Annotated in this window: 20 protein-coding genes and 1 riboswitch; of the genes, 11 read left to right on the top strand and 9 right to left on the bottom strand. The window is 74.9% G+C overall.

The window, feature by feature from the left end:
- Positions 1–58: 58 nt before the first annotated feature.
- A complete protein-coding gene (locus tag ML340_RS07185) occupies positions 59–1660 on the bottom strand; it encodes a peptide chain release factor 3 (protein ID WP_240098165.1) in 1602 nt (533 codons plus the stop codon).
- A gap of 45 nt (positions 1661–1705) precedes the next feature.
- On the opposite strand from ML340_RS07185, the gene ML340_RS07180 reads away from it, so the two are divergent.
- Genes ML340_RS07180 through ML340_RS07170 form a run of 3 tightly spaced genes read left to right on the top strand, consistent with a single transcriptional unit; the run spans position 1706 to position 5489 of the window.
- Positions 1706–4150 (top strand): serine/threonine-protein kinase, encoded by a 2445-nt coding sequence (locus ML340_RS07180; protein WP_240098162.1) that lies wholly within the window; start codon positions 1706–1708, stop codon positions 4148–4150.
- A 2-nt stretch (positions 4151–4152) separates the two neighbouring features.
- Positions 4153–4848, top strand: a complete 696-nt coding sequence (locus ML340_RS07175) for a sensor histidine kinase (RefSeq protein WP_240098160.1) — start codon at positions 4153–4155, stop codon at positions 4846–4848.
- A complete protein-coding gene (locus ML340_RS07170; protein WP_240098158.1) occupies positions 4845–5489 on the top strand; it encodes a LuxR C-terminal-related transcriptional regulator in 645 nt (214 codons plus the stop codon). The genes ML340_RS07175 and ML340_RS07170 overlap by 4 nt, the downstream gene beginning before the upstream one ends.
- 21 nt (positions 5490–5510) lie before the next feature.
- Here ML340_RS07170 and ML340_RS07165 read toward each other — a convergent pair whose 3' ends face one another.
- Positions 5511–6356 (bottom strand): M23 family metallopeptidase, encoded by an 846-nt coding sequence (locus ML340_RS07165; protein ID WP_240098156.1) that lies wholly within the window; start codon positions 6354–6356, stop codon positions 5511–5513.
- Between the two features lie 106 nt (positions 6357–6462).
- Positions 6463–6572, top strand: a riboswitch (SAM riboswitch).
- 143 nt (positions 6573–6715) lie between these two features.
- Here ML340_RS07165 and metX point away from each other — a divergent pair.
- Genes metX through ML340_RS07150 form a run of 3 tightly spaced genes read left to right on the top strand, consistent with a single transcriptional unit; the run spans position 6716 to position 10016 of the window.
- Positions 6716–7738, top strand: a complete 1023-nt coding sequence (gene metX, locus ML340_RS07160; RefSeq protein WP_240098362.1) for a homoserine O-succinyltransferase MetX — start codon at positions 6716–6718, stop codon at positions 7736–7738.
- On the top strand, positions 7735–8952 hold the full coding sequence (gene metB / locus ML340_RS07155) for a cystathionine gamma-synthase (protein WP_240098154.1): 1218 nt from the start codon (positions 7735–7737) through the stop codon (positions 8950–8952). The genes metX and metB overlap by 4 nt, the downstream gene beginning before the upstream one ends.
- Positions 8949–10016, top strand: coding sequence for a homoserine dehydrogenase family protein (locus ML340_RS07150; protein ID WP_240098152.1), 1068 nt, complete (start codon positions 8949–8951; stop codon positions 10014–10016). Before metB ends, ML340_RS07150 begins: the two co-directional genes overlap by 4 nt.
- Positions 10017–10031: 15 nt before the next feature.
- Here ML340_RS07150 and ML340_RS07145 read toward each other — a convergent pair whose 3' ends face one another.
- Positions 10032–11414: an L-serine ammonia-lyase gene (locus tag ML340_RS07145; protein WP_240098150.1), complete on the bottom strand. Its 1383-nt coding sequence runs from the start codon at positions 11412–11414 to the stop codon at positions 10032–10034.
- Between the two features lie 74 nt (positions 11415–11488).
- On the opposite strand from ML340_RS07145, the gene ML340_RS07140 reads away from it, so the two are divergent.
- On the top strand, positions 11489–11713 hold the full coding sequence (locus ML340_RS07140) for a glutaredoxin family protein (protein WP_240098148.1): 225 nt from the start codon (positions 11489–11491) through the stop codon (positions 11711–11713).
- 55 nt (positions 11714–11768) lie between these two features.
- A complete protein-coding gene (locus ML340_RS07135; protein ID WP_240098146.1) occupies positions 11769–15323 on the top strand; it encodes a hybrid sensor histidine kinase/response regulator in 3555 nt (1184 codons plus the stop codon).
- Here ML340_RS07135 and hemE read toward each other — a convergent pair.
- From hemE to ML340_RS07115, 4 genes are all read right to left on the bottom strand, one after another.
- Positions 15308–16369: a uroporphyrinogen decarboxylase gene (gene hemE / locus ML340_RS07130; RefSeq protein ID WP_240098144.1), complete on the bottom strand. Its 1062-nt coding sequence runs from the start codon at positions 16367–16369 to the stop codon at positions 15308–15310. The two genes, ML340_RS07135 and hemE, sit on opposite strands and share 16 nt — an antisense overlap.
- Positions 16370–16453: 84 nt before the next feature.
- The gene (locus tag ML340_RS07125) at positions 16454–16708 is read right to left on the bottom strand and encodes a WGR domain-containing protein (RefSeq protein ID WP_240098142.1); all 255 of its coding nucleotides are present in this window, start codon (positions 16706–16708) and stop codon (positions 16454–16456) included.
- Positions 16709–16727: 19 nt separating this feature from the next.
- The gene (aroB, locus tag ML340_RS07120) at positions 16728–17822 is read right to left on the bottom strand and encodes a 3-dehydroquinate synthase (protein WP_240098360.1); all 1095 of its coding nucleotides are present in this window, start codon (positions 17820–17822) and stop codon (positions 16728–16730) included.
- On the bottom strand, positions 17819–18364 hold the full coding sequence (locus ML340_RS07115) for a shikimate kinase (protein WP_275672659.1): 546 nt from the start codon (positions 18362–18364) through the stop codon (positions 17819–17821). Before ML340_RS07115 ends, aroB begins: the two co-directional genes overlap by 4 nt.
- Positions 18365–18445: 81 nt before the next feature.
- Here ML340_RS07115 and pdxH point away from each other — a divergent pair, with 81 nt between their 5' ends.
- From pdxH to ML340_RS07100, 3 genes are read left to right on the top strand one after another with little or no spacing between them, the layout of a single operon-like run.
- Positions 18446–19042, top strand: a complete 597-nt coding sequence (gene pdxH / locus ML340_RS07110) for a pyridoxamine 5'-phosphate oxidase (RefSeq protein WP_240098138.1) — start codon at positions 18446–18448, stop codon at positions 19040–19042.
- Positions 19039–19389, top strand: a complete 351-nt coding sequence (locus ML340_RS07105) for a hypothetical protein (protein ID WP_240098136.1) — start codon at positions 19039–19041, stop codon at positions 19387–19389. The genes pdxH and ML340_RS07105 overlap by 4 nt, the downstream gene beginning before the upstream one ends.
- Positions 19386–20183 (top strand): cobalamin-binding protein, encoded by a 798-nt coding sequence (locus tag ML340_RS07100; protein ID WP_240098134.1) that lies wholly within the window; start codon positions 19386–19388, stop codon positions 20181–20183. The genes ML340_RS07105 and ML340_RS07100 overlap by 4 nt, the downstream gene beginning before the upstream one ends.
- Positions 20184–20299: 116 nt before the next feature.
- Here the strand turns inward: ML340_RS07100 and ML340_RS07095 are convergent, their stop codons facing one another.
- Both ML340_RS07095 and ML340_RS07090 read right to left on the bottom strand, forming a co-directional pair.
- Complete coding sequence (locus tag ML340_RS07095) at positions 20300–20671, bottom strand: hypothetical protein (RefSeq protein WP_240098132.1); 372 nt, start codon at positions 20669–20671, stop codon at positions 20300–20302.
- Between the two features lie 295 nt (positions 20672–20966).
- A complete protein-coding gene (locus ML340_RS07090; RefSeq protein WP_240098130.1) occupies positions 20967–21695 on the bottom strand; it encodes a hypothetical protein in 729 nt (242 codons plus the stop codon).
- Positions 21696–21805: the final 110 nt, after the last annotated feature.

Here is a 21805-nt window from a genome sequence, read left to right as displayed (position 1 = left end):
TGGGGCAGTCCCTGCATGGTTCGACAGGCGCACCACGAACCGCTGGCGTTGCGGGCGCTCAGACCGCGACGGCCTGCGCGTGTTCGCGGGTGGCCAGGAACTGCACCTTGGGCGCGCGCTCCTGCGCCAGTTGCAGGTTGACTCGCGAGGGCGCGAGGTAGACCAGGGCGCCCGCGGCATCCAGCGCCAGGTGCAGCGCGTTCTTCTCGCGGAATTCCTCCAGCGCGCGCGCGTCGTCGCAGCGGATCCAGCGCGCGGTGGCGACCTGCACCGGCTCGAACGCGGCCTCGACCCCGTATTCGTCCTTCAGCCGGTAGGCGGCCACGTCGAACTGCAGCATGCCGACCGCGCCGAGGATCAGGTCGTTGCTCATCAGCGGCTTGAAGAACTGGGTCGCGCCTTCCTCGGACAGCTGCGCCAGGCCCTTCTGCAACTGCTTGAGCTTGAGCGGATCGCGCAGGCGCGCGCGGCGGAACAGCTCCGGCGCGAAGCTGGGGATGCCGGTGAAGGCCAGCGGCTCGCCTTCGCTGAAGGTGTCGCCGATCGCGATGGTGCCGTGGTTGTGGATGCCGATCACGTCGCCGGGGAAGGCGCTGTCGGCGATCTCGCGGTCGGAGGCCATGAAGGTCAGCGCGTTCGCCAGCTTGACCTCCTTGCCGCTGCGCACGTGGAAGGCCTTCATGCCGGCGCGGAACTCGCCGGAGCAGATGCGCATGAAGGCCACCCGGTCGCGGTGCTGCGGGTCCATGTTGGCCTGGATCTTGAACACGAAGCCGGTGAGTTTCGGCTCGCTGGCCAGCACCTCGCGGGTGGTGGTGGCGCGCGCGCGCGGCGCCGGCGCATGCTCGACGAAGAAGTCCAGCAGCGGCTGCACGCCGAAGTTGTTCACGCCCGAGCCGAAGAACACCGGCGACTGCCGGCCGGCGAGGTAGGCTGCGGCATCGAACGGATGGCTGGCGCCCTGCACCAGTTCCAGCTGCTCGCGCAGCTCGGCCAGGAGATCGGCGCCGATCGCGGCTTCCACCCCCGGCGCCTCCAGCGACGGGAAGATGGTGGAATCCTGGCGGGTGAAGTTGCGGCCCGGCTCGTACATGTGCACTTCGCCCGTCACCAGGTGCACCACGCCCTTCAGGCGGCTGCCCATGCCGATCGGCCAGGTCACCGGCGCGCACTGGATGCCGAGCACCGATTCGATCTCGTCCAGCAGCTCGACCGGGTCCTTGCCCTCGCGGTCGAGCTTGTTGACGAAGGTCATGATCGGGGTGTCGCGCAGGCGGCAGACCTCCATCAGCTTGATGGTGCGCTCCTCCACGCCCTTGGCCACGTCGATCACCATCAGCGCGGAGTCCACCGCGGTGAGCACGCGGTAGGTGTCCTCGCCGAAGTCGGCGTGGCCGGGGGTGTCCAGCAGGTTGACGATGCGTCCGGCGTAGGGGAACTGCATCACCGAGCTGGTGACCGAGATCCCGCGCTCCTTCTCCAGCGCCATCCAGTCGGAGGTCGCGTGGCGCGCGGCCTTGCGGCCCTTGACGCTGCCGGCCATCTGGATCGCCCCGCCGAACAGCAGCAGCTTCTCGGTGAGGGTGGTCTTGCCCGCGTCGGGGTGGGAGATGATGGCGAAGGTGCGCCGGCGCGCGGCTTCGGTGGCGACGTCTGACATTGTGGAATTATACCGGCTGGGGTGGGGCCGCTTTCGGGGAAGGGCATGCAGGACGACGCCACGCAGGGCTTGGATCCGCAGGCGCAGGCGCGCGCCGGCCTGCCGCCGCGGATCGGCCCGTACGAGATCCTGGGCCTGCTCGGCGAGGGCGCGATGGGGCGGGTCTACCTCGCGCGCGAGGCGCATCCGCCGCGCGAGGTCGCGCTCAAGGTCGTGCGCGGGCTCTCCCGCGGCGCGCTGGAGCGCTTCCGGAGGGAAGTGGAGATCCTCGCCCGCCTCGAGCATCCCGGCATCGTGCGCCTGTACGCCGCCGGCGAAGAGGAGCTGGGCGGGCTGCCGACGCCGTGGTTCGCGCTGGAGGTGGTGCGCGGTCCGGACCTGCGCCGCTACCTGCAGCAGGCGCAGCCGGACCTGCGCGCGCGGGTGGCGCTGCTGGCCCGGCTGGCGCGTGCGGTGGACTACGCGCACCAGCGCGGGATCGTGCACCGCGACCTCAAGCCGTCGAACGTGCTGGTGGACCCGCACGGACAGCCGAAGATCCTCGACTTCGGCATCGCCCGCCTGCAGGACGACGCGCGCGGCGAGATGACCCAGGCCGGGCAGGTGCTCGGCAGCCTGCCGTACATGAGCCCGGAGCAACTGGCCGGGCAGGGCCATGCCGCGGATGCGCGCAGCGACGTGTACGCGCTGGGCGCGATCGGCTACGAGCTGCTCGGCGGCCGCCTGCCGCATCCGGAGCTGACCACATCGACCCTGTTCGAGGCGCTCGACGTGGTCCGCCGGCAGTCGCCGCTGCCGCTGGGGCGGCTCAACCGGCGCGCGCGCGGCGACCTCGAGCGGGTGGTGATGAAGGCACTGGAGAGTGCGCCGGAGCGCCGCTATGCCAGCGCCGGCGCCTTCGCGGACGACCTCGAAGCGGTGCTGGAGGCACGCCCGGTGCAGGCGCGCGCGCCGACCGCGCTGTACCGGGCCGGTCGCTTCGTGCGCCGCCACCGGGCGTTGACGGCGGCGGTCGCCAGCATCGTGCTGGCGCTGTCGGTGGCGACCGTGGTCAGCGTGCGCGCGGCACGCCAGGCGCGCGCGGCCCTGGCCGAGGCCGAAGCGCGGGTGGCCGAGCTGGCGGCGGTCAACGGCTTCGTCGAGCGCATGTTGGCGGAGGCCGACCCGGATGCCGGCGGCTCCGCCGACATGCCGCTGCGCGAAGTCCTGCAGCGCGCCGAGCGCACCCTGGGCGACGGCCACGACGCGACCCGCGTGCGCGGGCAGGTGGCGATGCTGCTGGCGCGGACCTGGAGCGCGCTGGGCGAGGGCGCGCGGGCGCAGGCCCTGCTCGACCGCGCCGACGGCTGGCTGCGCGCGGGTTTCGGTGCCGACAGCCGCGAGCAACTGCAGGCCGACTACGTGCGCCTGGAGGACGCCGCGCGCGGCGACGATCCCGCGCGCACGCTCGCGCTCGCGGACGCCCTGCAGCAGCGCTTGGCACGCCGCCCCGAGCCGTGGGCGCAGGCGCTGGCCCTGCGCACCGGGGTGCTGCGTGCGCAGGGGTTGGAGCAGGCCGGCCGGCAGGACGAGGCCATCGCGCTCGACCGCGCCCTGCTGGCCGACCCGCGCTTGGCTGGCCTGCCCGATCGGGCGGAACTGACCGACGTGCTGCGCCACAACCTTGCCTTCGCGCTCAACAACGCCGGGCAGTTCGCCCAGGCCGAGGCACTCATCCGGCAGGTGCTGGCCTCCGAATCGCAGCGGCTCGGCGCGGACCACCCGCAGACCCTCTACACCAAGAAGGTGCTCGGCCAGACCCTGCACCGCCAGGGCCGGCTCGAGCAGGCGGTGGCGCTGTATGCCGAGGTGCACGCCAAGCGCCGCGCGCGCTACGGGCCACAGCACCGGCTGACGCTGTCGGCGGGCTCGCAGCTGGCGGCGGCCTACAACACCCTCGGCCGGCCGGAGCTGGCCGAGCCGCTGCTGCGCGAGGAACTGCAGGCGCTGCAGCAGCGCGGCGAGGACGGCGGGCGCAGCGGGCGGGTGGTGCGGGTGATGCTGGCCACCGCGCTGCAGAAGCAGGGTCGCAACGACGAGGCGCAGGCACTGGCGCGCGCGGTGATCGCCGGCGAGCAGGGCCAGGCGGATGCGGACACAGTCGCCGCGCGCAACGTGCTGGCCCTGGCCCTGCTCGGCAGCGGCCAGGCGCGCGCCGCGCGCGAGGTCTGGGACGCGGCGTTGGCGCTGGCACCGGACGCGATGGGGCGCAACCATCCCAACTATCCGGCGATCCTCGCCAATGCCGCGCGCGCCGACCTCGCCCTCGGCGACCCGGCGCGCGCGCGCACGCGCCTGGAACCGGCGCTGGCCGCCCTGCGCGCGCGCCAGGGGCCGGCGCATCCGCGCACGCGCGAAGCCGCGCAACTGCTTGCCAGCGCCTATGCGCAGCTGGGCCTGGCCGCGCAGGCGGCGGCGCTGCGCGCCGAATTCCCGGACGCGGAGGGTTGAGCATGGCGGCCCCCCTGCTGTGGGCATGGGCGCTATCGGCGAGCCTGGGCTGCCTGCTGCTCGGCTGGCGGCTGTGGCGGAGGCCGCGCGCCGAAGCGGCGCTGCCGCCGACGCCGGATCCGGCGCCCGCGGTCGCGGCGGAGCGCGAGCGCATCTACGCCGACCTGCACGATGACCTCGGCGCCAAGCTGCTGACCCTGATCTACCGCGCGGAGTCGCCGCTGCAGGCGGACCTCGCACGCGCGATCCTGCAGGACCTGCGCGACGTGGTGACGCGCTCGCGCGGCACCCCCGGCACCCTCGCCGACGTGCTGGCCGACATCCGCGCCGAGGCCGGCCAGCGCCTGGCCGCGGTCGGCGGCGAGTTGCGCTGGGAGCAGGCGCCCGATCTGCCCGATCCGGTGCTCGACACCGGCCGTGCCCTGCACCTGCACCGGATCGTGCGCGAGGCCCTGAGCAACGCCATCCGCCACGCGCAGGCGCACTGCATCCGGATCCGGGTGCGCCTGCAGGCGGGCGAGCTGTGGCTGGACGTGACCGACGACGGCGCAGGCGTGGCGGCCGCGCCCGCGGCGGGGACCGGGATGCGCAGCATGCGCGCGCGCGCCGAGGCGCTGCACGGCCGGATCGACTGGCAGCCGGGGACCTGGGGCGGCGCCAAGGTGCTGCTGCGGGTGCCGCTGGAGGATGCCGGATGAGTGCGCCCCTGTTCCGGCGCGCGCTGGTGGTGGACGACCAGCCGGAGGCTCGCGCCTGGCTGGAGGCGGCGGTCGCAGTCGCCTTCCCGGAGGTCGCGGTTGCAAGCGCCGGCAGCCTGGGCGAGGCGATGGCGCAGCTCGATCCCGCTCCCGAGCTGGCGCTGGTCGACCTTGGGCTGCCCGATGGCAGCGGCGTCGCGCTGATCGCGGCGCTGGCGCAGCGGGCCCCGGCCTGCGTCTGCGTGGTCGCCACCGTGTTCGACGACGACGCGCACCTGTTCCCGGCCTTGCGTGCCGGCGCCCAGGGCTACGTGCTCAAGGACCACGACCGCACTGCGCTGGCGGCGATGCTGCGCGGGATCGCGGCTGGGCAGCCGCCGCTGTCGGCCTCGATCGCGCGGCGGCTGCTGCGGCACTTCCAGCCCGCGGCCGCGCCGCAGGAGGTGCCGCTGACGGCGCGCGAGACCGAGGTGCTGCGCCTGGTGGCCAAGGGCATGACCGCGGCCGAGGTCGCGCAGGCACTGGGGTTGTCGCGGCACACCGTGGCGGACTACCTCAAGGAGATCTACCGCAAGCTCGCGGTGGGCAGTCGCGCCGAGGCCACCCTCGAGGCCGCGCGGCGCGGCCTGGTGTCGCCCTAGCCTGACTGCGGCGGCGCGCGCTCAGGGCGCGCGGGGTGCCGCGGGCGCGGTCACCCCGGGCATCCGGAACGGAATCGAGACCAGCCGGAGCCCGCGGTTGACCTGCACCGCGAAGTGCAGGTGCGGGCCGGTGCTGTAGCCGGTGTTGCCCGACCAGGCGATCGGCTCGCCGGCGGCGACCGCCTGGCCGGGGCGCACGCGCACGCCGCCCGGGGCGAGGTGCGCATACAGCGCCATGCTGCCGTCGTCGTGCAGGATGCGCACGAAGTTGGCGCGCGCGCGGTCGCGCACCGGGTCCAGCCCGCCGCCGCGATGGCGGGCCTCGACCTGCATCACCACCCCGGCGCGCGCGGCCAGCACCGGGGTGCCGACCGGGACCGCGAAATCGACGGCATGGCGGTTCTCCGCGTCGGCATGGCTGTAGGGGCCGTCCTCGCCCTGGTCGATGCGCGGCGGCCCGCCCGCGACCGGTCGCTGGTAGAGCACGTCGCGCGGGCGGGCACGCGGGTCGCCCGGCACCACCGCGAGCCGCAGCGCGGGCAGGGGGTCCACGCCTGCGGCGGGATCCAGCCGCGCCAGCGGCTCACGCGCGCCGGCGGCGACCGTGGCGCGCGCCGGCAGCGCGGGATCGGCCGCCAGCTGCGGCAGGCCCGGGGCCGACAGCAGCACCTCGACCGGGCCGGCGAGGCGGTTGTCGGCCACGACCAGCAGGCCCTCGCCCTCCGGCAGCACCTGCAGCACGACCTCGGCCTCGCTGGCTGCCAGGGACGGCCCGGCCGCCGCGGTCGGCCACGCGGCGGCCAGCGCCGCCAGCACCGCGCAGGCGCGCAGTCGGAATGGGGTCGCGGGACGGGCGGGCGGGAGCACGCGGCCAGTATGTCCCGCCGCGGGGGTCGACATGCCCGGGTGGTTATTTGATCGCTTCATTCGGATGAAGCGATTGACAAGCGGCGCAGATGCGTCCATGCTGCGGCCACCATCGAGACCGGCTGAGGGACAGGCCCGAGGACGCCGGGGCAACCGGACCGCGCAAGGCGGTCGCGGTGCCAAGTCCTGCGGGGCCCTGTCCCCGGAAGATGGCCGCGGGCGGGCGCCCGCGCTGCCGGCACCGCCGGCCTTCCGGATCCTCGCGCTGCCCGATGGCCTCATCCCACCGGAGCCGCGCCATGCCCCAGCACGACCGCCCGCCGCTTGCCACCGCCGTGACGCCGCCGTCGATCGGCGCGATGCGCACCGGCCTGCCGATGCCGGGTCCGGTCCGGCGCGGCGAACTCGACGCCGTGCTGGTGCTGCGCCATGCCGGCGCGCAGCGGGTGCGCCTGCGCTACGAACTGGTCGGGCCGGAGGAGGCGCCGGTGGTCGCGCTGGCCGGCGGCATCTCCGCGCACCGGCATGCGGCGGCGCATGCGGAGGATCCGAGCCCGGGCTGGGTCCAGGGCCTGCTCGATCCCGGCCGGACCCTGGCCCCGCCCGGCCGGCGTGTGCTCGGCGTGGACTACCTCGGCGCGGACGGCACGCTCGACGTACCACTGGACACCGCCGACCAGGCCGACGCGCTGGCGCTGCTGCTGGAGGCGCTGGCGATCCCGCGGCTGGAGGCGTTCATCGGCTATTCCTACGGCGCGCTGGTCGGGCTGCAGTTGGCGGCGCGCCACCCGCAACGGTTGCAGCGGCTGATCGCGGTCAGCGGCGCGCACCGGCCGCATCCCTATGCCAGCGCCTGGCGCGCGCTGCAGCGGCAGGCGGTCGCGCTCGGCCAGTTGCAGTGCGCGGACGCGGCCGGGCTGTCGCTGGCGCGCCAGTTCGCGATGCTCAGCTATCGCACCCCGGAGGAGTTCGGCGAGCGTTTCGCCGCGCCGCCGCGGCTGGTCAACGGGCGGGTGCGGGTGGCCGCCGAGGACTATCTGGAGGCGGCCGGCGCGCGCTTCGTGGCGCGCACCGCGGTGACCGCGTGGCTGCGGCTGTCGGAATCGATCGACCTGCACCGGGTCGATCCGGCGCAGGTGCAGGTGCCGACCACGGTGATCGCGGTCGAGGGCGACCGCCTGGTGCCGCTCGCGGATGCGGTGGCGTTGGTGGAGGCGCTCGGCCCCGGCAGCCGGCTGCGGATCCTGCGCTCGCCCTACGGCCACGATGCCTTCCTGAAGGAGACCGCGCGGGTGGACGCGCTGCTGGCCGCGGAGCTGGATCCGCCGCCGCCGCGTGCGCCGGCCGCGGAGGCCGGCGAATGCAGCGGGGCGTCGGTATGAGCGCCGGCCGCGGCCACGCGGCGACCTGCGCGGTGCGCGCCGGGATCGATGCCGATCCCGCGCACGGCGCGGTGACGCCGCCGCTGGTGCTGTCCAGCAACTTCAGCTTCGCCGGTCTCGGCCAGCCGCGCGCCTACGACTACACCCGCAGCGGCAACCCGACCCGCGACCTGCTCGCGCAGGCGCTGGCGGAGCTGGAGGGCGGCGCCGGGGCGGTGGTGACTGCGTCCGGGATGGCGGCGGTCGCGCTGGTGCTGCACGCCTGCCTGCGCGCGGGCGACACCCTGGTGGTGCCGCACGACGGCTACGGCGGCAGCTGGCGGCTGTTCAATGCGCTGGCGCGCAAGGGCGCGTTCGCCGTGCTCGCCTGCGACTTCGGCGATCCGCACGCGCTGGCGCAGGCCTTGGCGACCCGGCCGGCGCTGGTGTGGATCGAGACCCCGTCCAATCCGCTGCTGCGCATCACCGACCTCGCCCACGTGGTGGAAGCGGCGCAGCGCGCCGGCGCGTGCGCGGTGGTGGACAACACCTTCCTGTCGCCGGTCCTGCAGCGGCCGATCGCGCAGTTCGGCGCCGACCTGGTGGTGCACTCGACCACCAAGTACATCAACGGCCATAGCGACGTGGTCGGCGGCGCGGTGGTGGCGGCCGATCCCGCGCTGCACGCGGAACTAGCGTGGTGGGCCAACTGCCTGGGCCTGACCGGCGCGCCGTTCGATAGCTTCCTGACCCTGCGCGGGCTGCGCACCCTGCCGGCGCGCATGCGCGTGCACCAGGAGAATGCGCAGGCGCTGGCGCAGCGGCTACAGGGGCATCCGGCGCTGACCGCATTGCATTATCCGGGCCTGCCCAGCCATCCCGGGCATGCGCTGGCGGCGCGCCAGCAGCACGGCTTCGGCGCGATGCTGGCGCTCGAGCTGCGCGGCGGCCTGCCGGCGGTGGCCGCGTTCCTGCAGGGGCTGCGCTGGTTCACCCTGGCCGAATCGCTGGGCGGGGTGGAGAGCCTGATCGCGCACCCGGCGAGCATGACCCATGCGGCGATGGACGCGCCGGCACGCGCGCGCGCCGGGATCGGCGATGGTTTGCTGCGGCTGTCGGTCGGGATCGAGGCGCTCGAGGATCTCGCTGCGGATCTGGACGCCGCCCTCGCGCGGGCGCTGGCGGTGACGGAGAGGGCGAAGGCCGCTGCGGCGGCCACGGCGGTGCCGGCATGAGCGCGCTGCCGCGTCCGTGGCCGGCCAGCACGCCGCGGCCGCTGGTGTTGCTCGGCACCGGCGCGGTCGGGCGCGCCCTGCTGGCGCGCCTGCAGCGCGGACAGCAGGCCGGCTGGCCACTGCGCCTGCATGCGGTGGCCAACACTCGCCAGTGCTGGATCGCGCGCAGTGGCGACGGCCTCGCCCCCGCTGCGCTGCCGGAGGCGGGCCCGGCGCGGCCGGCGGAGGCACTGCTGGCCGGGCTGCGGCGGGCGGTGGTGCTGGATGCCACCGCGTCCGAGGATCTGGCGGCCCGGCACGCGGACTGGCTGGCGCGCGGGTTCGACGTGGTCAGCGCGAACAAGCGCGGCCTCGGCGGCCCGCAGGCGCGCTGGGATGCGATCCACGCGGCCCAGGCCTGCAGCGGCGCGCGCTACGGCGATGCCGCCACGGTCGGCGCCGGGCTGCCGGTCCTGCGCAGCCTGCGCGCCCTGCGCGCCGGCGGCGACCGCATCCACGCGCTGGCGGGGGTGCTGTCCGGTTCGCTGGCCTGGCTGTGCGAGCAGCACGACGGCGGCGTGCCGTTCTCGCAGTTGCTGTGGCAGGCGCGCGCGGCCGGCTATGCCGAGCCGGACCCGCGCGAGGACCTGTCCGGCGCGGACGTGCGCCGCAAGCTGCTGATCCTGGCGCGCAGCGCGGGCTGGCGGCTGGAGCCGGAGGCGGTGCGGATCGCGCCGCTGCTGCCGCCGGCGCTGGCGCGGCTGCCGCTGGCGGAGTTCGCGCGGGCGGCCAACCGCCTGGATCGGCCGTGGGCGCGGCGGCTGGCGCGGGCGCAGGCGCAGGGCGGGCGGCTGGCCTACGTCGCCCGGCTGGATGCGCAGGGCGCGCGCGCCGCACTGGAAATCCTGCCGGCGGGCGACCCGCTGCTGGCCGGCGCCGGCACCGACAACCGGGTGGCGATCTGGGCCGACCGCTACCCACGGCAGCCGCTGCGCATCCACGGCCCGGGGGCCGGGGCCGAGGTCACCGCGGCGGCGATGCTGGACGAGGCGCTGGCGCTGGCGGGGCCGCGCGGATGGCCGTGAGCGGCAGGCGCGCGCTCAGCATTCGATGACGTTCACCGCCAGCCCGCCGCGGCTGGTCTCCTTGTACTTGTCCTGCATGTCGCGGCCGGTGTCGCGCATGGTCTTGATGACCTTGTCCAGCGACACCTTGTGGCTGCCGTCGCCGCGCAGGGCCATGCGGCTGGCGTTGATCGCCTTCACCGCGCCCATCGCGTTGCGCTCGATGCACGGGATCTGCACCAGCCCGCCGATCGGGTCGCAGGTCAGGCCGAGGTTGTGCTCCATCCCGATCTCGGCGGCGTTCTCCACCTGCGCGCAGCTGCCGCCGAGCGCGGCGGTGAGGCCGGCCGCGGCCATCGAGCAGGCCACCCCGACCTCGCCCTGGCAGCCGACCTCGGCGCCGCTGATTGAGGCGTTCTCCTTGTAGAGGATGCCGATCGCTGCGGCGGTCAGCAGGAAGTCGAACACGCCCTGCTCGCTGGCGCCGGGGCAGAAGCGGTCGTAGTAGTGCAGCACCGCGGGGATGATCCCGGCCGCGCCATTGGTGGGCGCGGTCACCACGCGGCCGCCGGCGGCGTTCTCCTCGTTCACCGCCAGCGCGTACAGGTTGACCCAGTCGAGCACCGTCAGCGGGTCGCGCATCGCCGCCTCCGGGCGCGCGGACAGCTCCGCATACAGCGCCGGCGCGCGGCGTGCCACGTGCAGCCCGCCCGGCAGTTCGCCCGGCTGGCGGATGCCGCGCGCCACGCAGTCCTGCATCGCCTGCCAGATCGCGCGCAGGCCGGCGCGGATGTCCTCCGCACTGCGCCAGGCCTGCTCGTTCTCGAACATCAGCGCGGCGATCCCGAGCCCGCTGCGCTGGCACTGCGCCAACAGCTCCGCGCCGCTGTGGAAGGGGTGCGGCAGCTCGGTGGTGTCGGCCACGATGCGGTCCTCCGCGGCCTCGTCCTGGTTGACCACGAAGCCGCCGCCGACCGAGTAGTAGTCGCGGGTCGCCAGCACGTGCCCGTCGGCGTCGTACGCGGTGAAGCGCATGCCGTTGGTGTGGAACGGCAGCTTCTGGCGCTTGTTCATCACCAGGTCGTGCTTCTCGTCGAACGCGATCGGATGGCGGCCGAGCAGGGACAGGCGCTTCTCGCCGCGGATGCGCGCCAGCGCGGGCGGGATTAGGTCGGGGTCGACGCGGTCCGGCTGCTGGCCTTCCAGCCCCAGCAGGATCGCCTTGTCGGTGCCGTGGCCGCGGCCGGTCAGCGCCAGCGAGCCGAACACCTCCGCACGCACCCGCGCGGTGCGCTCCAGCGCGCCGGTCTCGCCCAGCCAGCGTTCCACGAAGCGCGCGGCGGCGCGCATCGGCCCGACGGTATGCGAGGAGCTCGGCCCGATGCCGATCTTGAACAGGTCGAAGGTGCTGACGGCCATGGCGCGGGCGCAGGGGGAGGTGGCGTATTGTAGGCGCCCGGCCTGGCGCGAACGGCCGCCCGCGGACCCCGAGGATGCAGCCGATCCTGTACCAGCGCGACGACTGCCACCTGTGCGACCAGGCGCTGGCGGTGCTGGCCGCGGCGCGGGTGCCCGCGTTCCGCAGCGTGTTCATCGACGGCGACCCGGAGCTGGAGGCGCGCTACGGGCGGCGGGTGCCGGTGCTGCGCTGCGGCGCGCGCGAGCTGGACTGGCCGTTCGCCGTGGCCGCGGTCACGGAATGCTGCGCGGCCGGCTGAACCGGCTTGCGCCGCCGGCGCGGGCTTGCCAGCATGCCCGCGCAGGGGAGGACGCATGCAGGCGGGACGCAGGGGCCGGCGCGGGATCGGGTGGCTGCTGGGGCTGGCGCTGGCCGCGCTCGTGGCCTCGGCCCTGGCGGCGGTGCCGGAGCGCCCGCGCTTCCGCGTGATCGGCCCGGCCCAGGGCCTGCCCTCGACCGAGATCAAGGCGCTCGCGCGCGACCGCGCCGGCTATCTGTGGATCGCCACCGGCGACGGCCTGGCGCGCTACGACGGGGTCGAGATGCGGGTCTGGCGCGCGCAGCCGGGCGAGGCCGGGGCGCTGCCGGGCAACAACCTGCAGGCGCTGGCGATCGACGCCGGGGATCGCGTGTGGGTCGCGGTGGAAGGCGCCGGGGTGGCGGTGCTGGATGCGGCGCGCCGGCAGTTCAGCCAGCTGCGCAAGGAGCGCGGGGTCGCGCTCGGCAGCGACGATGTCTGGGCGCTGGCCGCGCAGGGCGACACGATGTGGCTGGGCAGCTACGGCGGGGGCCTGACCCGGGTCGAGGCGGACGGGCGCTCGCAGCGCTACACCACCGCCGACGGCCTGCCCTCGGACACCATCGTCAGCCTCGGCGTGGACCGCGCCGGGGTGCTGTGGGTCGGCACCGACGCCGGGCTGGCGCGCCAGCAGGGCCGCGGTTTCGTTCCGGTGCCGCTGCCCGGGGCGGAGACCCCGCCGGTGGTGTATGCGGTCTCGCCGCAGCCGGACGGGCTGTGGATCGGCACCGGCGCCGGGATCTGGATCCACGGTGCGCAGGGCTGGCGGCAGCCGCCGTGGACGGCGATGTTCCAGCGTCCGAACGCGCTGATGGCGATCGCCACCGACCGCGCCGGTGACCGCTGGCTGGGCAGCCAGCGCGGGCTGTGGTGGCAGCACGGCGACGCGCCCCCGCAGCCGGTGCGCGGCCCCGGCCCGGACATCCCGCGCGCGGTGCTGACCGTGCTCGCCACCCCGGATGGCGCGGTGTGGGCGCCGCTGGTCGGCGCCGGCCTCGGCTACCAGCGCAGCGACTGGCGCGAGCGCGCCTACTACGCCGGCGCCCAGGACGGGCTGCAGGGCGGCCTGTACCGCGCGCTCGCGCCGGCGCATGGGGGCGGGTTCTGGCTGGCCGGCTATGGCGGCCGGATCGAGCGGCTCGAGCGCGACGGCCAGGTCCGCGCGCTGGACGAGGACAGCCAGGCGCGGCTGGCGACCCGCAAGCCGTTCTCGGTGCTGGAGGACCGCGACGGCCGGCTGTGGATCGGCCACCGCGGCGGGCTGATGCGGATCGGCGTGGACGGGGCGATCGACGAATGGCTGCCCAAGGACGCGCAGGACGCGGTGCCGCCCGGGCAGATCGACCAGCTCGCGCAGGCGGCGGACGGCAGCCTGTGGCTGTCGGCGCCGGGCGGCGGCGTGCAGCAGCGCGACCCGGCCAGCGGGCGGGTGCTGCGCGACCTGCGCGCCGGTCCCGACGCCGGGCTCGGCGACGCCGACCTCGAGGCGCTGGTGGTCGGCCCGCGCGGCGAGGTGTGGGTCGCCGGTGCCGGCGGCGTGGCCGGCTTCGATCCGGCGCGCGGGCGCTTCCTGCCGCAGCCGGCGTTCGGCGGCGAACGGGTCTATGCGCTCGCGTTCGACGGCCCCGACCGGGTCTGGGTGCAGCGCGCGTCCGGGCTGCAGGGCTACCGCCGCGACGGCGGGCAGTGGCGGCCGTTCGCGCAGATCGGCAGCGCGCAGGGGATGCCGGCGCTGGGTGCCGCCGGGCTGCGGGTGGATGCCCAGCACCGGGTCTGGATCAGCACCGCGCGCGGCCTGTGGCGCTGGGATCCGGCGCGCCGCCTGCTGACCCGCGAGGGCCTGCACGATGGCGTCACCAACGAGGAATACCAGGACCGCGCGATCGCGCTGGATGCCGACGGCGTGCTGGCGCTGGCGACCGCCGACGGCGGCCTGCTGCTGACCGACACCGCCGCCGCGGACGCGCCGGCGGCCACCCCCGCGCTGCGCCTGGACCGCTTCGCGGTGCGCCGCGACGGCCACTGGCAGGAGCTGGCGGCGGACGCCCCGCGCCTGCGCGCGGACGACCGCGAACTGCGCATCGGCGCGCGCCTGCTGGCCTTCCAGGATCCGCCGTCCAACCGCTACTGGTCGCGGCTGGACGGGTTCGACGCCGGCTGGGTGGCGATGGAGGGCAACGGCGACCGCGTGTTCACCGGGCTGGCGCCCGGCAAGTACGTGCTGCGCATGCGCGCGCGCGACGCCGACGGCAACGCGGCGCGCGAGCAGGTGCTCGCGTTCCGGGTGCCGCCGCCGTGGTGGCGCACGCCGTGGGCCTGGCTGGCCTACCTGCTGGCCGTGGCCGCGCTGCTGCTGTGGGCGGCGCATGCCTACCGCGAGCGCCTGCGCCGGCGCCATGCCTGGCAGATGGCCGAGCAGAAGCGCGAGTTGGCCGAGCAGGCCTCGCAGGCGAAATCGCGTTTCCTGGCCACCCTCGGCCACGAGGTGCGCACCCCGATGACCGGGGTGCTGGGGATGACCGAGCTGCTGGCGGCGACCCCGTTGGAGCCCGGCCAGCGCCGCCACGTCGAGGCGATCCGGCATGCCGGCGAGCACCTGCTGCGGCTGGTCAACGACGCCCTCGACCTGGCCCGGATCGAAGCGGGCAAGCTGGAACTGGCGGACGAGCCGTTCCCGCTGCAGGGCGTGCTCGACGACGTCGCCGGCCTGATGGGGCCGCTGGCCGAGCACAAGGGCCTGCACTTCCGTCTGCAGGTGGCGGCGGATGCGCCGGCGGTGTTGCGCGGCGACCGCACCCGGGTGCTGCAGATCCTGCTCAACCTGCTCGGCAATGCGATCAAGTTCACCGAGCAGGGCACGGTCGGGCTGGAGGTCGCGGCGCTGGCCCCGCACGGGGTGCGCCTGCAGGTCAGCGACACCGGCCCCGGCCTCAATGCCGAGCAGCGCGCGCGCCTGTTCCGCCGCTTCGAGCAGGCCGAGGGCGTGCGCACCGCCAGCCGCTATGGCGGCAGCGGCCTGGGCCTGGCGATCTCGCAGGAACTGGCGGCGGCGATGGGCGGGCGCATCACGGTGGACAGCGCGCCCGGGCGGGGCACCCGCTTCACGGTCGAACTGCCTCTGGCGGAGGCCGCGCCGGCCGCGTCGGCGGTGGCGCCCGCCGCCGAGGTCCTGCCGCCGCAGCGGCTGCTGCTGGTGGAGGACGATGCGATCGTGGCCGAGACCCTGGCCGGGTTGCTGCGCGCGCAGGGACATGCGGTCACCCACGTGGCGCACGGGCTGGCGGCGCTGGCGGAGGTCGCCAGCGGCCGCTTCGACGCCGCGCTGCTCGATCTCGACCTGCCCGGGATGGACGGCCTGGCGCTGGCGCGGATGCTGCGTGCGCAGGGGTTCGCGGCGCCGCTGCTGGCGGTCACCGCGCGCGCCGACGCCGCGGCCGAGGGCCAGGCGCTGGCGGCGGGATTCGACGCGTTCCTGCGTAAGCCGGTCGGCGGCGCCGCGCTGGCGCGCGCGCTGCGCCAGGCCTTCGCCGCGCGCGCCGCAGGGCAGGAACCGGCTCAGCGCGCGCTGTAGGCGTGCACCTCGTCCACCAGCACGGCCACGTGCTCGGGATCCATGTCCGGCGACATCCCGTGGCCGAGGTTGAACACGTGGCCCTCGCGGCTGCCGCCGTTGCCGTCGCGGTAGCTGTCCAGCACCGCGCGCGCCTGCGCGCGCACCGCCTCGGGATGGCCGTACAGCATCGCCGGGTCCAGGTTGCCCTGCAGCGCGACGCGGCCCCCGGCGCGGCGCGCGGCGTCCTCCAGGGTCACCGTCCAGTCCACGCCGATGGCGTCGGCACCGCTGGCGAACAGCGCGTCGAGGTGCGGGGCGTTGCCCTTGCCGAACAGGATCACCGGCACCTCGGCGGATTTCAGTTCGCGCGCGATGCGGGCCAGGTACGGCAGCGAGAATTCGCGGTACATCGCCGGCGACAGCACCCCGCCCCAGGTGTCGAACACCTGCAGCGCCTGCGCGCCGGCCGCGCGCTGCGCGGCGAGGTAGGCGACCACCGCGTCGGTGACGGTTCCGAGCAGGCGGTGCATCGCCGCCGGCTCGTTCAGCGCCAGCGCCTTGACCTTGCCCCATTCCTTGCTGCCGCCGCCTTCCACCATGTAGCAGGCCAGCGTCCACGGGCTGCCGGAGAAGCCGATCAGCGGCACGCGGCCATCCAACTCGCGGCGGATCAGGCGTACCGCGTCCATCACGTAGCGCAGTTCGGTGTCCATGTCGGGCACCGCGAGCGCGTCGATGTCGGCGACGCTGCGCAGCGGGCGCTCGAACTTCGGGCCTTCGCCCTCGACGAAGTGCAGCCCCAGCCCCATCGCGTCGGGCACGGTGAGGATGTCGGAGAACAGGATCGCGGCGTCCAGCGGGAACCGGCGCAGCGGCTGCAGGGTGACCTCGCAGGCGATCTCGGGGGTCTTGGCCATCGCCAGGAAGCTGCCGGCGGCCTGACGGGTGGCGCGGTATTCCGGCAGATAGCGGCCGGCCTGGCGCATCAGCCAGACCGGGGTGCAGTCCACCGGCTCGCGGCGCAGCGCGCGCAGGAAACGGTCGTTCTTCAGGGGCGTGGGCACGTGGGACTCTCCGGGTGGGGCGGCCGGCCCGCAGGCGCAGGCCGGTGGTGGGCCGGGCGGCGGGCGGCCGCCGCCGCGCGGCGGTCATCGCGGTGCATCGGCGCCCTGCGCGAACACCAGCGTGAAGCCCTTGCGCAGCTGGGCGTCGCGCTCCTTCTCCAGCGCCGCCAGCGCGCTGGCCTGGTCGGGGTAGAGCGTGCGCCGCAGGGTACTGCGGCCGCCGGTCTGGCCGCTCTCACGCAGCAGTTCCCAGCCGCCGAACAGGTCGGACTGCAGGGTCAGCTGGACGAAGCGGGGGGCCTCGCCGGCGAGCGGGCGTTGTTGCAGCAGCAGGCGCATGGACGCGCATTGTACGGGGTCACTGCGTCAGCACCGCGCGCACTGCGGCCGGATCGACCCCGGCCACCATCCGCGCCCGGCCCGGGCCGTCCCACAGCACGAAGCGCAGCCCGTCCGCCTGCGCCTTCTTGTCCAGCCGCATCCGTGCCAGCAGGGCGTCCGGCGCCAGGCCGGCGGGCAGTGCCGCCGGCAGGCCGAAGCGCAGCAGCAGCGCCTGCAGGGCTTCGGCCTCCGACCAGCGGGCCAACCCCAGCGTGGCCGATAGCCGCGCCGCCAGCAGCATCCCCACCGCCACCGCCTCGCCGTGGTTGAGGCCGCTGCCGTAGCCCTGCTCGGCCTCGATGGCGTGGGCGAAGGTGTGGCCGAAGTTGAGCAGCGCGCGCTCGCCGTGCTCATGCGGATCGCGTTCGGTGATCGCGGCCTTGTGCAGGCAGCTGCGGGCGATGGCCTCGGCCAGCGCGGCGTCGTCGCCGGCCAGCAGCGCCTCGGCGCGTGCATCGAGCCAGTCGAGGAAGGGCGCATCCACGATCGCGCCGTACTTGATGACCTCCGCCAGCCCCGCGCGCAGCTCGCGCGGCGGCAGCGTGCGCAGGGTCGTGGTGTCGGCCACCACCGCGCGCGGCGGATGGAAGGCACCGACCAGGTTCTTGCCCTGCGGGATGTCCACCGCGGTCTTGCCGCCGACCGAGGAGTCCACCATCGCCAGCAGGGTGGTGGGCAGCTGCACGCAATCGATGCCGCGCATCCAGCAGGCGGCGGCGAAGCCGGCGAGATCCCCGACCACCCCGCCGCCGAGCGCGAACACGCAGGCGTCGCGGGTGGCGCCGAGCGCAGCCAGGGCGTCGATCACCGCGCCGAAGTTGGCCAGCGTCTTCTCCGCCTCGCCGGCGCGCAGCACGTGGCGGCCGATCCGCAGGTCCGGCCGCGCCGCGCGCAGCGCGTCCTCCGCCGCCTGCGCGTACAGCGGGGCCACGTGGCTGTCGCTGACGACGAGCGCATGCCGGCCGCGCACCGTCGCCGACAGCCGCGCGCCGTCGGCGAGCAGGCCGGCGCCGATGTGGATGCGGTAGGGCGCGGCGCCGCCGACCTCGACCGTGCGCATCGGCGCGCTCATGCCGGCAGCGCCGCGTGTTGGGCCAGGCGCGCGGCGAGCGCGGCGGCAGCGGCGTCCGGGGCGAGCGTGCCGGCGTCGAACAGCAGGTGCGCGGCCTCGCGGTACAGCGGCTCGCGCTGTGCCTGCAACTGCGCCAGCCGTGCCGCCGGGTCGGCGTCCTGCAGCAGCGGGCGGCTGCGGTCGCCGCGCAGGCGCTCCAGTTGCAGTGCCGGCGCGACGGTCAGGTACACCACCGTGGCCTGGTGGCGCATCGCCGCGCGGTTGCCGGCGTCCAGCACCGCCCCGCCCCCAGTGGCGATCACCGCCTCCGGCGTCTCCAGCGCGGCGGCCAGCGCCTGCGCCTCGCGCCGGCGGAAGCCGGCCTCGCCCTCCTGCGCGAAGATCGCCGCGACCGCCTGCCCGGCGTCGGCCTCGATGCGGGCATCCAGGTCCACGAACGGGCACCCCAGCCGTGCCGCCAGCGCCCGGCCGAGGGTGGTCTTGCCGGCGCCCATCGGGCCGACCAGGACGATGCGGGCAGGGGCGCGGGGCGGGGCGGACATGCGCGCATGCTAGCAGCGCAGGGTGCGGGGCTGCCGTTCGCGGCAGATGCAGGCGTAGGGCGTGCGCGCGACAATGCGGCCATGAGCACGCTGCCCGACGCGATCCTGCACACCTTCGATGCCCTGTTCGCCGAGGCCGCGGCGGCCGGGGAGCCCGACCCAACTGCGATGACCCTGGCCACCGCCACCCCCGACGGCGCGCCTTCGGCGCGGATCGTGCTGCTCAAGGCACATGATGCCCGCGGCTTCGTGTTCTACAGCCACCTCGACGGGCGCAAGGGCCGCGAGTTGCAGGCCAACCCGCGCGCGGCGCTGCTGTTCCACTGGCCGCGCGTGCGCGAGGGCGTGCAGGTGCGGATCGAGGGCGCGGTGGAGCAGGTCTCGGACGCCGAGGCCGATGCCTATTTCGCCAGCCGCCCGCGCGGCAGCCAGCTGGGGGCGTGGGCTTCCCGGCAGTCCGAGACGCTGGACGCGCGCGCCACGTTCGAGGCGCGCCTGGCGCAGTTCGAGGCCGAGTTCGAAGGGCGCGAGGTGCCGCGTCCGCCGCGCTGGACCGGCTTTAGGGTGGTGCCGCACGCGGTGGAGTTCTGGTACGGCGCGCAGTACCGCCTGCACACGCGCCATTTGCACGAACGCGGCGCGGACGGCCGCTGGTCGCAGCGGATGCTGTACCCGTGAGCCTGCGGCCGGCGTACCGGGTCAGCGTGCAGGTGCCGCCCGGGCACCTGCAGGCGCTGCAGGACGGGATCTGCGCGGTGGAGCCGCTGCAGGGCGGCCACTACGACCGCGTGATGTGGATCGACGCGGTCGGCGAGGAGCAGTTCCGCCCGCTGCCGGGCGCGCAGCCCGGGTACGGCCGCATCGGCGAGCTGGCGAAGGTGGCCAGCGTGCGCCTGGTGTTCGTCCTGCCGCGCGAGCCCGAGCGGCTGGCGCGGGTGATCGAGGCCGGCATCCGCCCGTACCATCCGTGGGAGGTGCCGGCGATCTTCGTGGACGAGTGCCTGGTGTGGGCGCCGCCGCCGTGAGCGGGCCGCGCCGGATCGTCTGCCTGACCGAGGAGCCCACCGAGGTCCTGTACGCACTGGGCGAGCAGGACCGCATCGTCGGCATCAGCGGCTTCACCGTGCGGCCTGCCAGCGCGCGCAAGGAGAAACCGAAGGTCAGCGCCTTCACCAGCGCGCGGATCGATCGCATCCTCGAACTCCGGCCGGATTTCGTGGTCGGTTTCTCTGACATCCAGGCCGACATCGCGCAGGCGCTGATCCGCGCCGGGGTCGAGGTGTGGATCAGCAACCATCGCAGCGTGGACGGCATCCTCGACTACGTGCGCCGGCTCGGCGCGCTGGTCGGTGCCGGCGACAAGGCGAATGCCTATGCCGATGGCCTGCGCCGCGGGCTGGAGGCCATCGCGCGCGAAGCGGCAATGTTGCCGCGCCGGCCGAAGGTCTATTTCGAGGAATGGGATGCGCCGCCGATCACCGGCATCCAGTGGGTGGCCGAACTGGTGCGGATCGCCGGCGGCGACGACATTTTCCCGGAGCGGGCGCGCGAGCCGCTGGCGAAGGCGCGCATCCTCGAGGACGCCGATGAAGTGATCCGCCGCGCGCCGGACATCATCCTCGGCAGCTGGTGCGGCAAGCGCTTCCGCCCGGATCAGGTGGCGGCGCGCCCCGGCTGGCAGGCGATCCCGGCGGTGCGCGACGGGCAGCTGTTCGAGATCAAGTCGCCGCGCATCCTGCAGCCCGGGCCGGCGGCCCTGACCGACGGCGTGACCGACATCGCGCGGATCGTGCAGGCCTGGGCGCGTCGCCAGGACTGAAACGGAGAGCGAAGCGGGGCATCCCTGCCCCGGAACCGGCCGCTCCGCGGCCGGGGTACTTGGATCGCACCTGCGCGGCATTGCCTGCAAAGGCGCAGGGCAGGCGGCGCCGTTTACTAATCCTTGCGCTCCTCGCCCGGGCAGGGCGGGAATGTGCAGTTGCTCGGCGGGCGGGGCTTGGGCTTGCCGCCGCCGAGTCCGGTCCGTTCCGCGGGGTGCCCGCCGACCGGCACGCAGTTCTTGGCCGGTTCGTACCAGTAGGTGCCGTCGGGGCACTTCGGGCGGGTGGCGGTGGCCTGGGCCTGCTTCGTGGCCTTGGTGCCCGGAACGGTCCAGGTCGGCGTCGAGGTCGGAGGGTTGGTCGGCGTGCCGGTGCGCTGCGTGGCGGGGTTGGACGCCGTGGTCTGCGGCGCCTGCTGGGCATGGGCGCTGCCGAGGGCGAGGCCGGCCAGCAGGGCGGCGGCGAGCAGGGGTGTTTGGATTTGCATGGGGCGGCTCCTCATCCAGATATCAGGCTGAAAGGGTCCGACCATCGTCTGGGGCGGATGGTCGGTGGTAGATCGTTGCGCTTGGTTCGTTTTTTCGCGCCGAGACGGGCAAAAAAGCGGGGGGCGTCCCTGCCCACTTCCCGCCACGCCGGCGGGGCCACACGAACGCGGTCGAATGGTGCTGCATCGCCGAGCGGAGTGGGGGCGCGCTCGGGCCGCCCCGCGCGGGCAGAGGGCGGCTGCGATCGGGCCGGCGGTTCCGCCGTGCCCGATCGGGATGCCGCATGCGGCCTTGTTACTTCTCGTCGGTGGGCGAAGGCTGGCTGCGCGAGGCGTCGGCCTTGGTCATCTTGCCGCCGCTGGCCGCGCGCGGCACCGGCGAGCCGGCCGGGCCCATCACGCCGCCGTTGTGCGCGTCGGCCGGCTTGCCCATCGGGCCCTGGTTGCCGCAGTAGGGCGGGCAGACCTGCACATGCCCCTGGCCACTGGCCACCTGCCGGGCCGTCGGTGCGGCCGGGGTCGGCGCCGGTTCGGCCTTGGCGCAGGTGGTCTTGCCGTTCTTCAGGTGCAGCAACTGGAACCCGGGCGGGCAGGGCAGCGCTGGCTCCACTGGATTCCCGCCCGGATTGGGCATCACTTCGCCGTTGCCCATACCGGGGTCGCGCGGCAGGTGCCCGACGCCAGGGGTCACCACCGGAGTGGGATCGACCGTGCGCGGCCGCGGCGGCGGGGCCGGCACCGGATGGATGGTGTGCTTCGGGCCCGGCGGCTCGTCCGGCGGGGTTTGCGCCGGCACCCGGGCCTGCATTGGAAAGTGGGGTTCTTTGCACGACGGCCACGGCTGGCAGCGGGTGGTCGAGCTCTTCTCCTTGATCGTCACCTGCTGCGGGGTGCCGGGATTGATGGGCGTCCCGACCGACTGCGCCGCGGCGCTGCCGGCCGCGAACAGGCCGACGACCGCAAGCGCCAGCGGCGCGAGCAGCGCTGCGCGGCGGGAAGAGGCGATGCAATGCGAGGTGGGCATGGCGATGTCCTTGGCTGATCGCGTGTGGTGCCGCGGCAGGATTGCCGCGGACGCGACAGTGATCGCGTGGCGCCGGCGGTTTTTTTGAACCGGATTGCAAAATCCCGGCG

Source organism: Thermomonas flagellata, from assembly GCF_022419185.1.
Taxonomy (GTDB): Bacteria; Pseudomonadota; Gammaproteobacteria; order Xanthomonadales; family Xanthomonadaceae; genus Thermomonas; species Thermomonas flagellata.
The sequence above is the reverse complement of the archived record's forward strand: the minus strand, read 5'-3'. Positions and strand labels throughout refer to the sequence as shown.

Bases quoted from the DNA above. Each gene is read 5' to 3' on its own strand.
- ML340_RS07145 (WP_240098150.1), bottom strand. From the start codon at position 11,414: ATGGCCGTCAGCACCTTCGACCTGTTCAAGATCGGCATCGGGCCGAGC.
- ML340_RS07170 (WP_240098158.1), top strand. From the start codon at position 4,845: ATGAGTGCGCCCCTGTTCCGGCGCGCGCTGGTGGTGGACGACCAGCCG.
- ML340_RS07115 (WP_275672659.1), bottom strand. From the start codon at position 18,364: ATGTCCGCCCCGCCCCGCGCCCCTGCCCGCATCGTCCTGGTCGGCCCG.
- ML340_RS07150 (WP_240098152.1), top strand. From the start codon at position 8,949: ATGAGCGCGCTGCCGCGTCCGTGGCCGGCCAGCACGCCGCGGCCGCTG.
- ML340_RS07090 (WP_240098130.1), bottom strand. From the start codon at position 21,695: ATGCCCACCTCGCATTGCATCGCCTCTTCCCGCCGCGCAGCGCTGCTC.
- metB (WP_240098154.1), top strand. From the start codon at position 7,735: ATGAGCGCCGGCCGCGGCCACGCGGCGACCTGCGCGGTGCGCGCCGGG.
- ML340_RS07135 (WP_240098146.1), top strand. From the start codon at position 11,769: ATGCAGGCGGGACGCAGGGGCCGGCGCGGGATCGGGTGGCTGCTGGGG.
- ML340_RS07125 (WP_240098142.1), bottom strand. From the start codon at position 16,708: ATGCGCCTGCTGCTGCAACAACGCCCGCTCGCCGGCGAGGCCCCCCGC.
- ML340_RS07095 (WP_240098132.1), bottom strand. From the start codon at position 20,671: ATGCAAATCCAAACACCCCTGCTCGCCGCCGCCCTGCTGGCCGGCCTC.
- pdxH (WP_240098138.1), top strand. From the start codon at position 18,446: ATGAGCACGCTGCCCGACGCGATCCTGCACACCTTCGATGCCCTGTTC.
- aroB (WP_240098360.1), bottom strand. From the start codon at position 17,822: ATGAGCGCGCCGATGCGCACGGTCGAGGTCGGCGGCGCCGCGCCCTAC.
- metX (WP_240098362.1), top strand. From the start codon at position 6,716: ATGCGCACCGGCCTGCCGATGCCGGGTCCGGTCCGGCGCGGCGAACTC.
- ML340_RS07185 (WP_240098165.1), bottom strand. From the start codon at position 1,660: ATGTCAGACGTCGCCACCGAAGCCGCGCGCCGGCGCACCTTCGCCATC.
- ML340_RS07175 (WP_240098160.1), top strand. From the start codon at position 4,153: ATGGCGGCCCCCCTGCTGTGGGCATGGGCGCTATCGGCGAGCCTGGGC.
- ML340_RS07140 (WP_240098148.1), top strand. From the start codon at position 11,489: ATGCAGCCGATCCTGTACCAGCGCGACGACTGCCACCTGTGCGACCAG.
- ML340_RS07180 (WP_240098162.1), top strand. From the start codon at position 1,706: ATGCAGGACGACGCCACGCAGGGCTTGGATCCGCAGGCGCAGGCGCGC.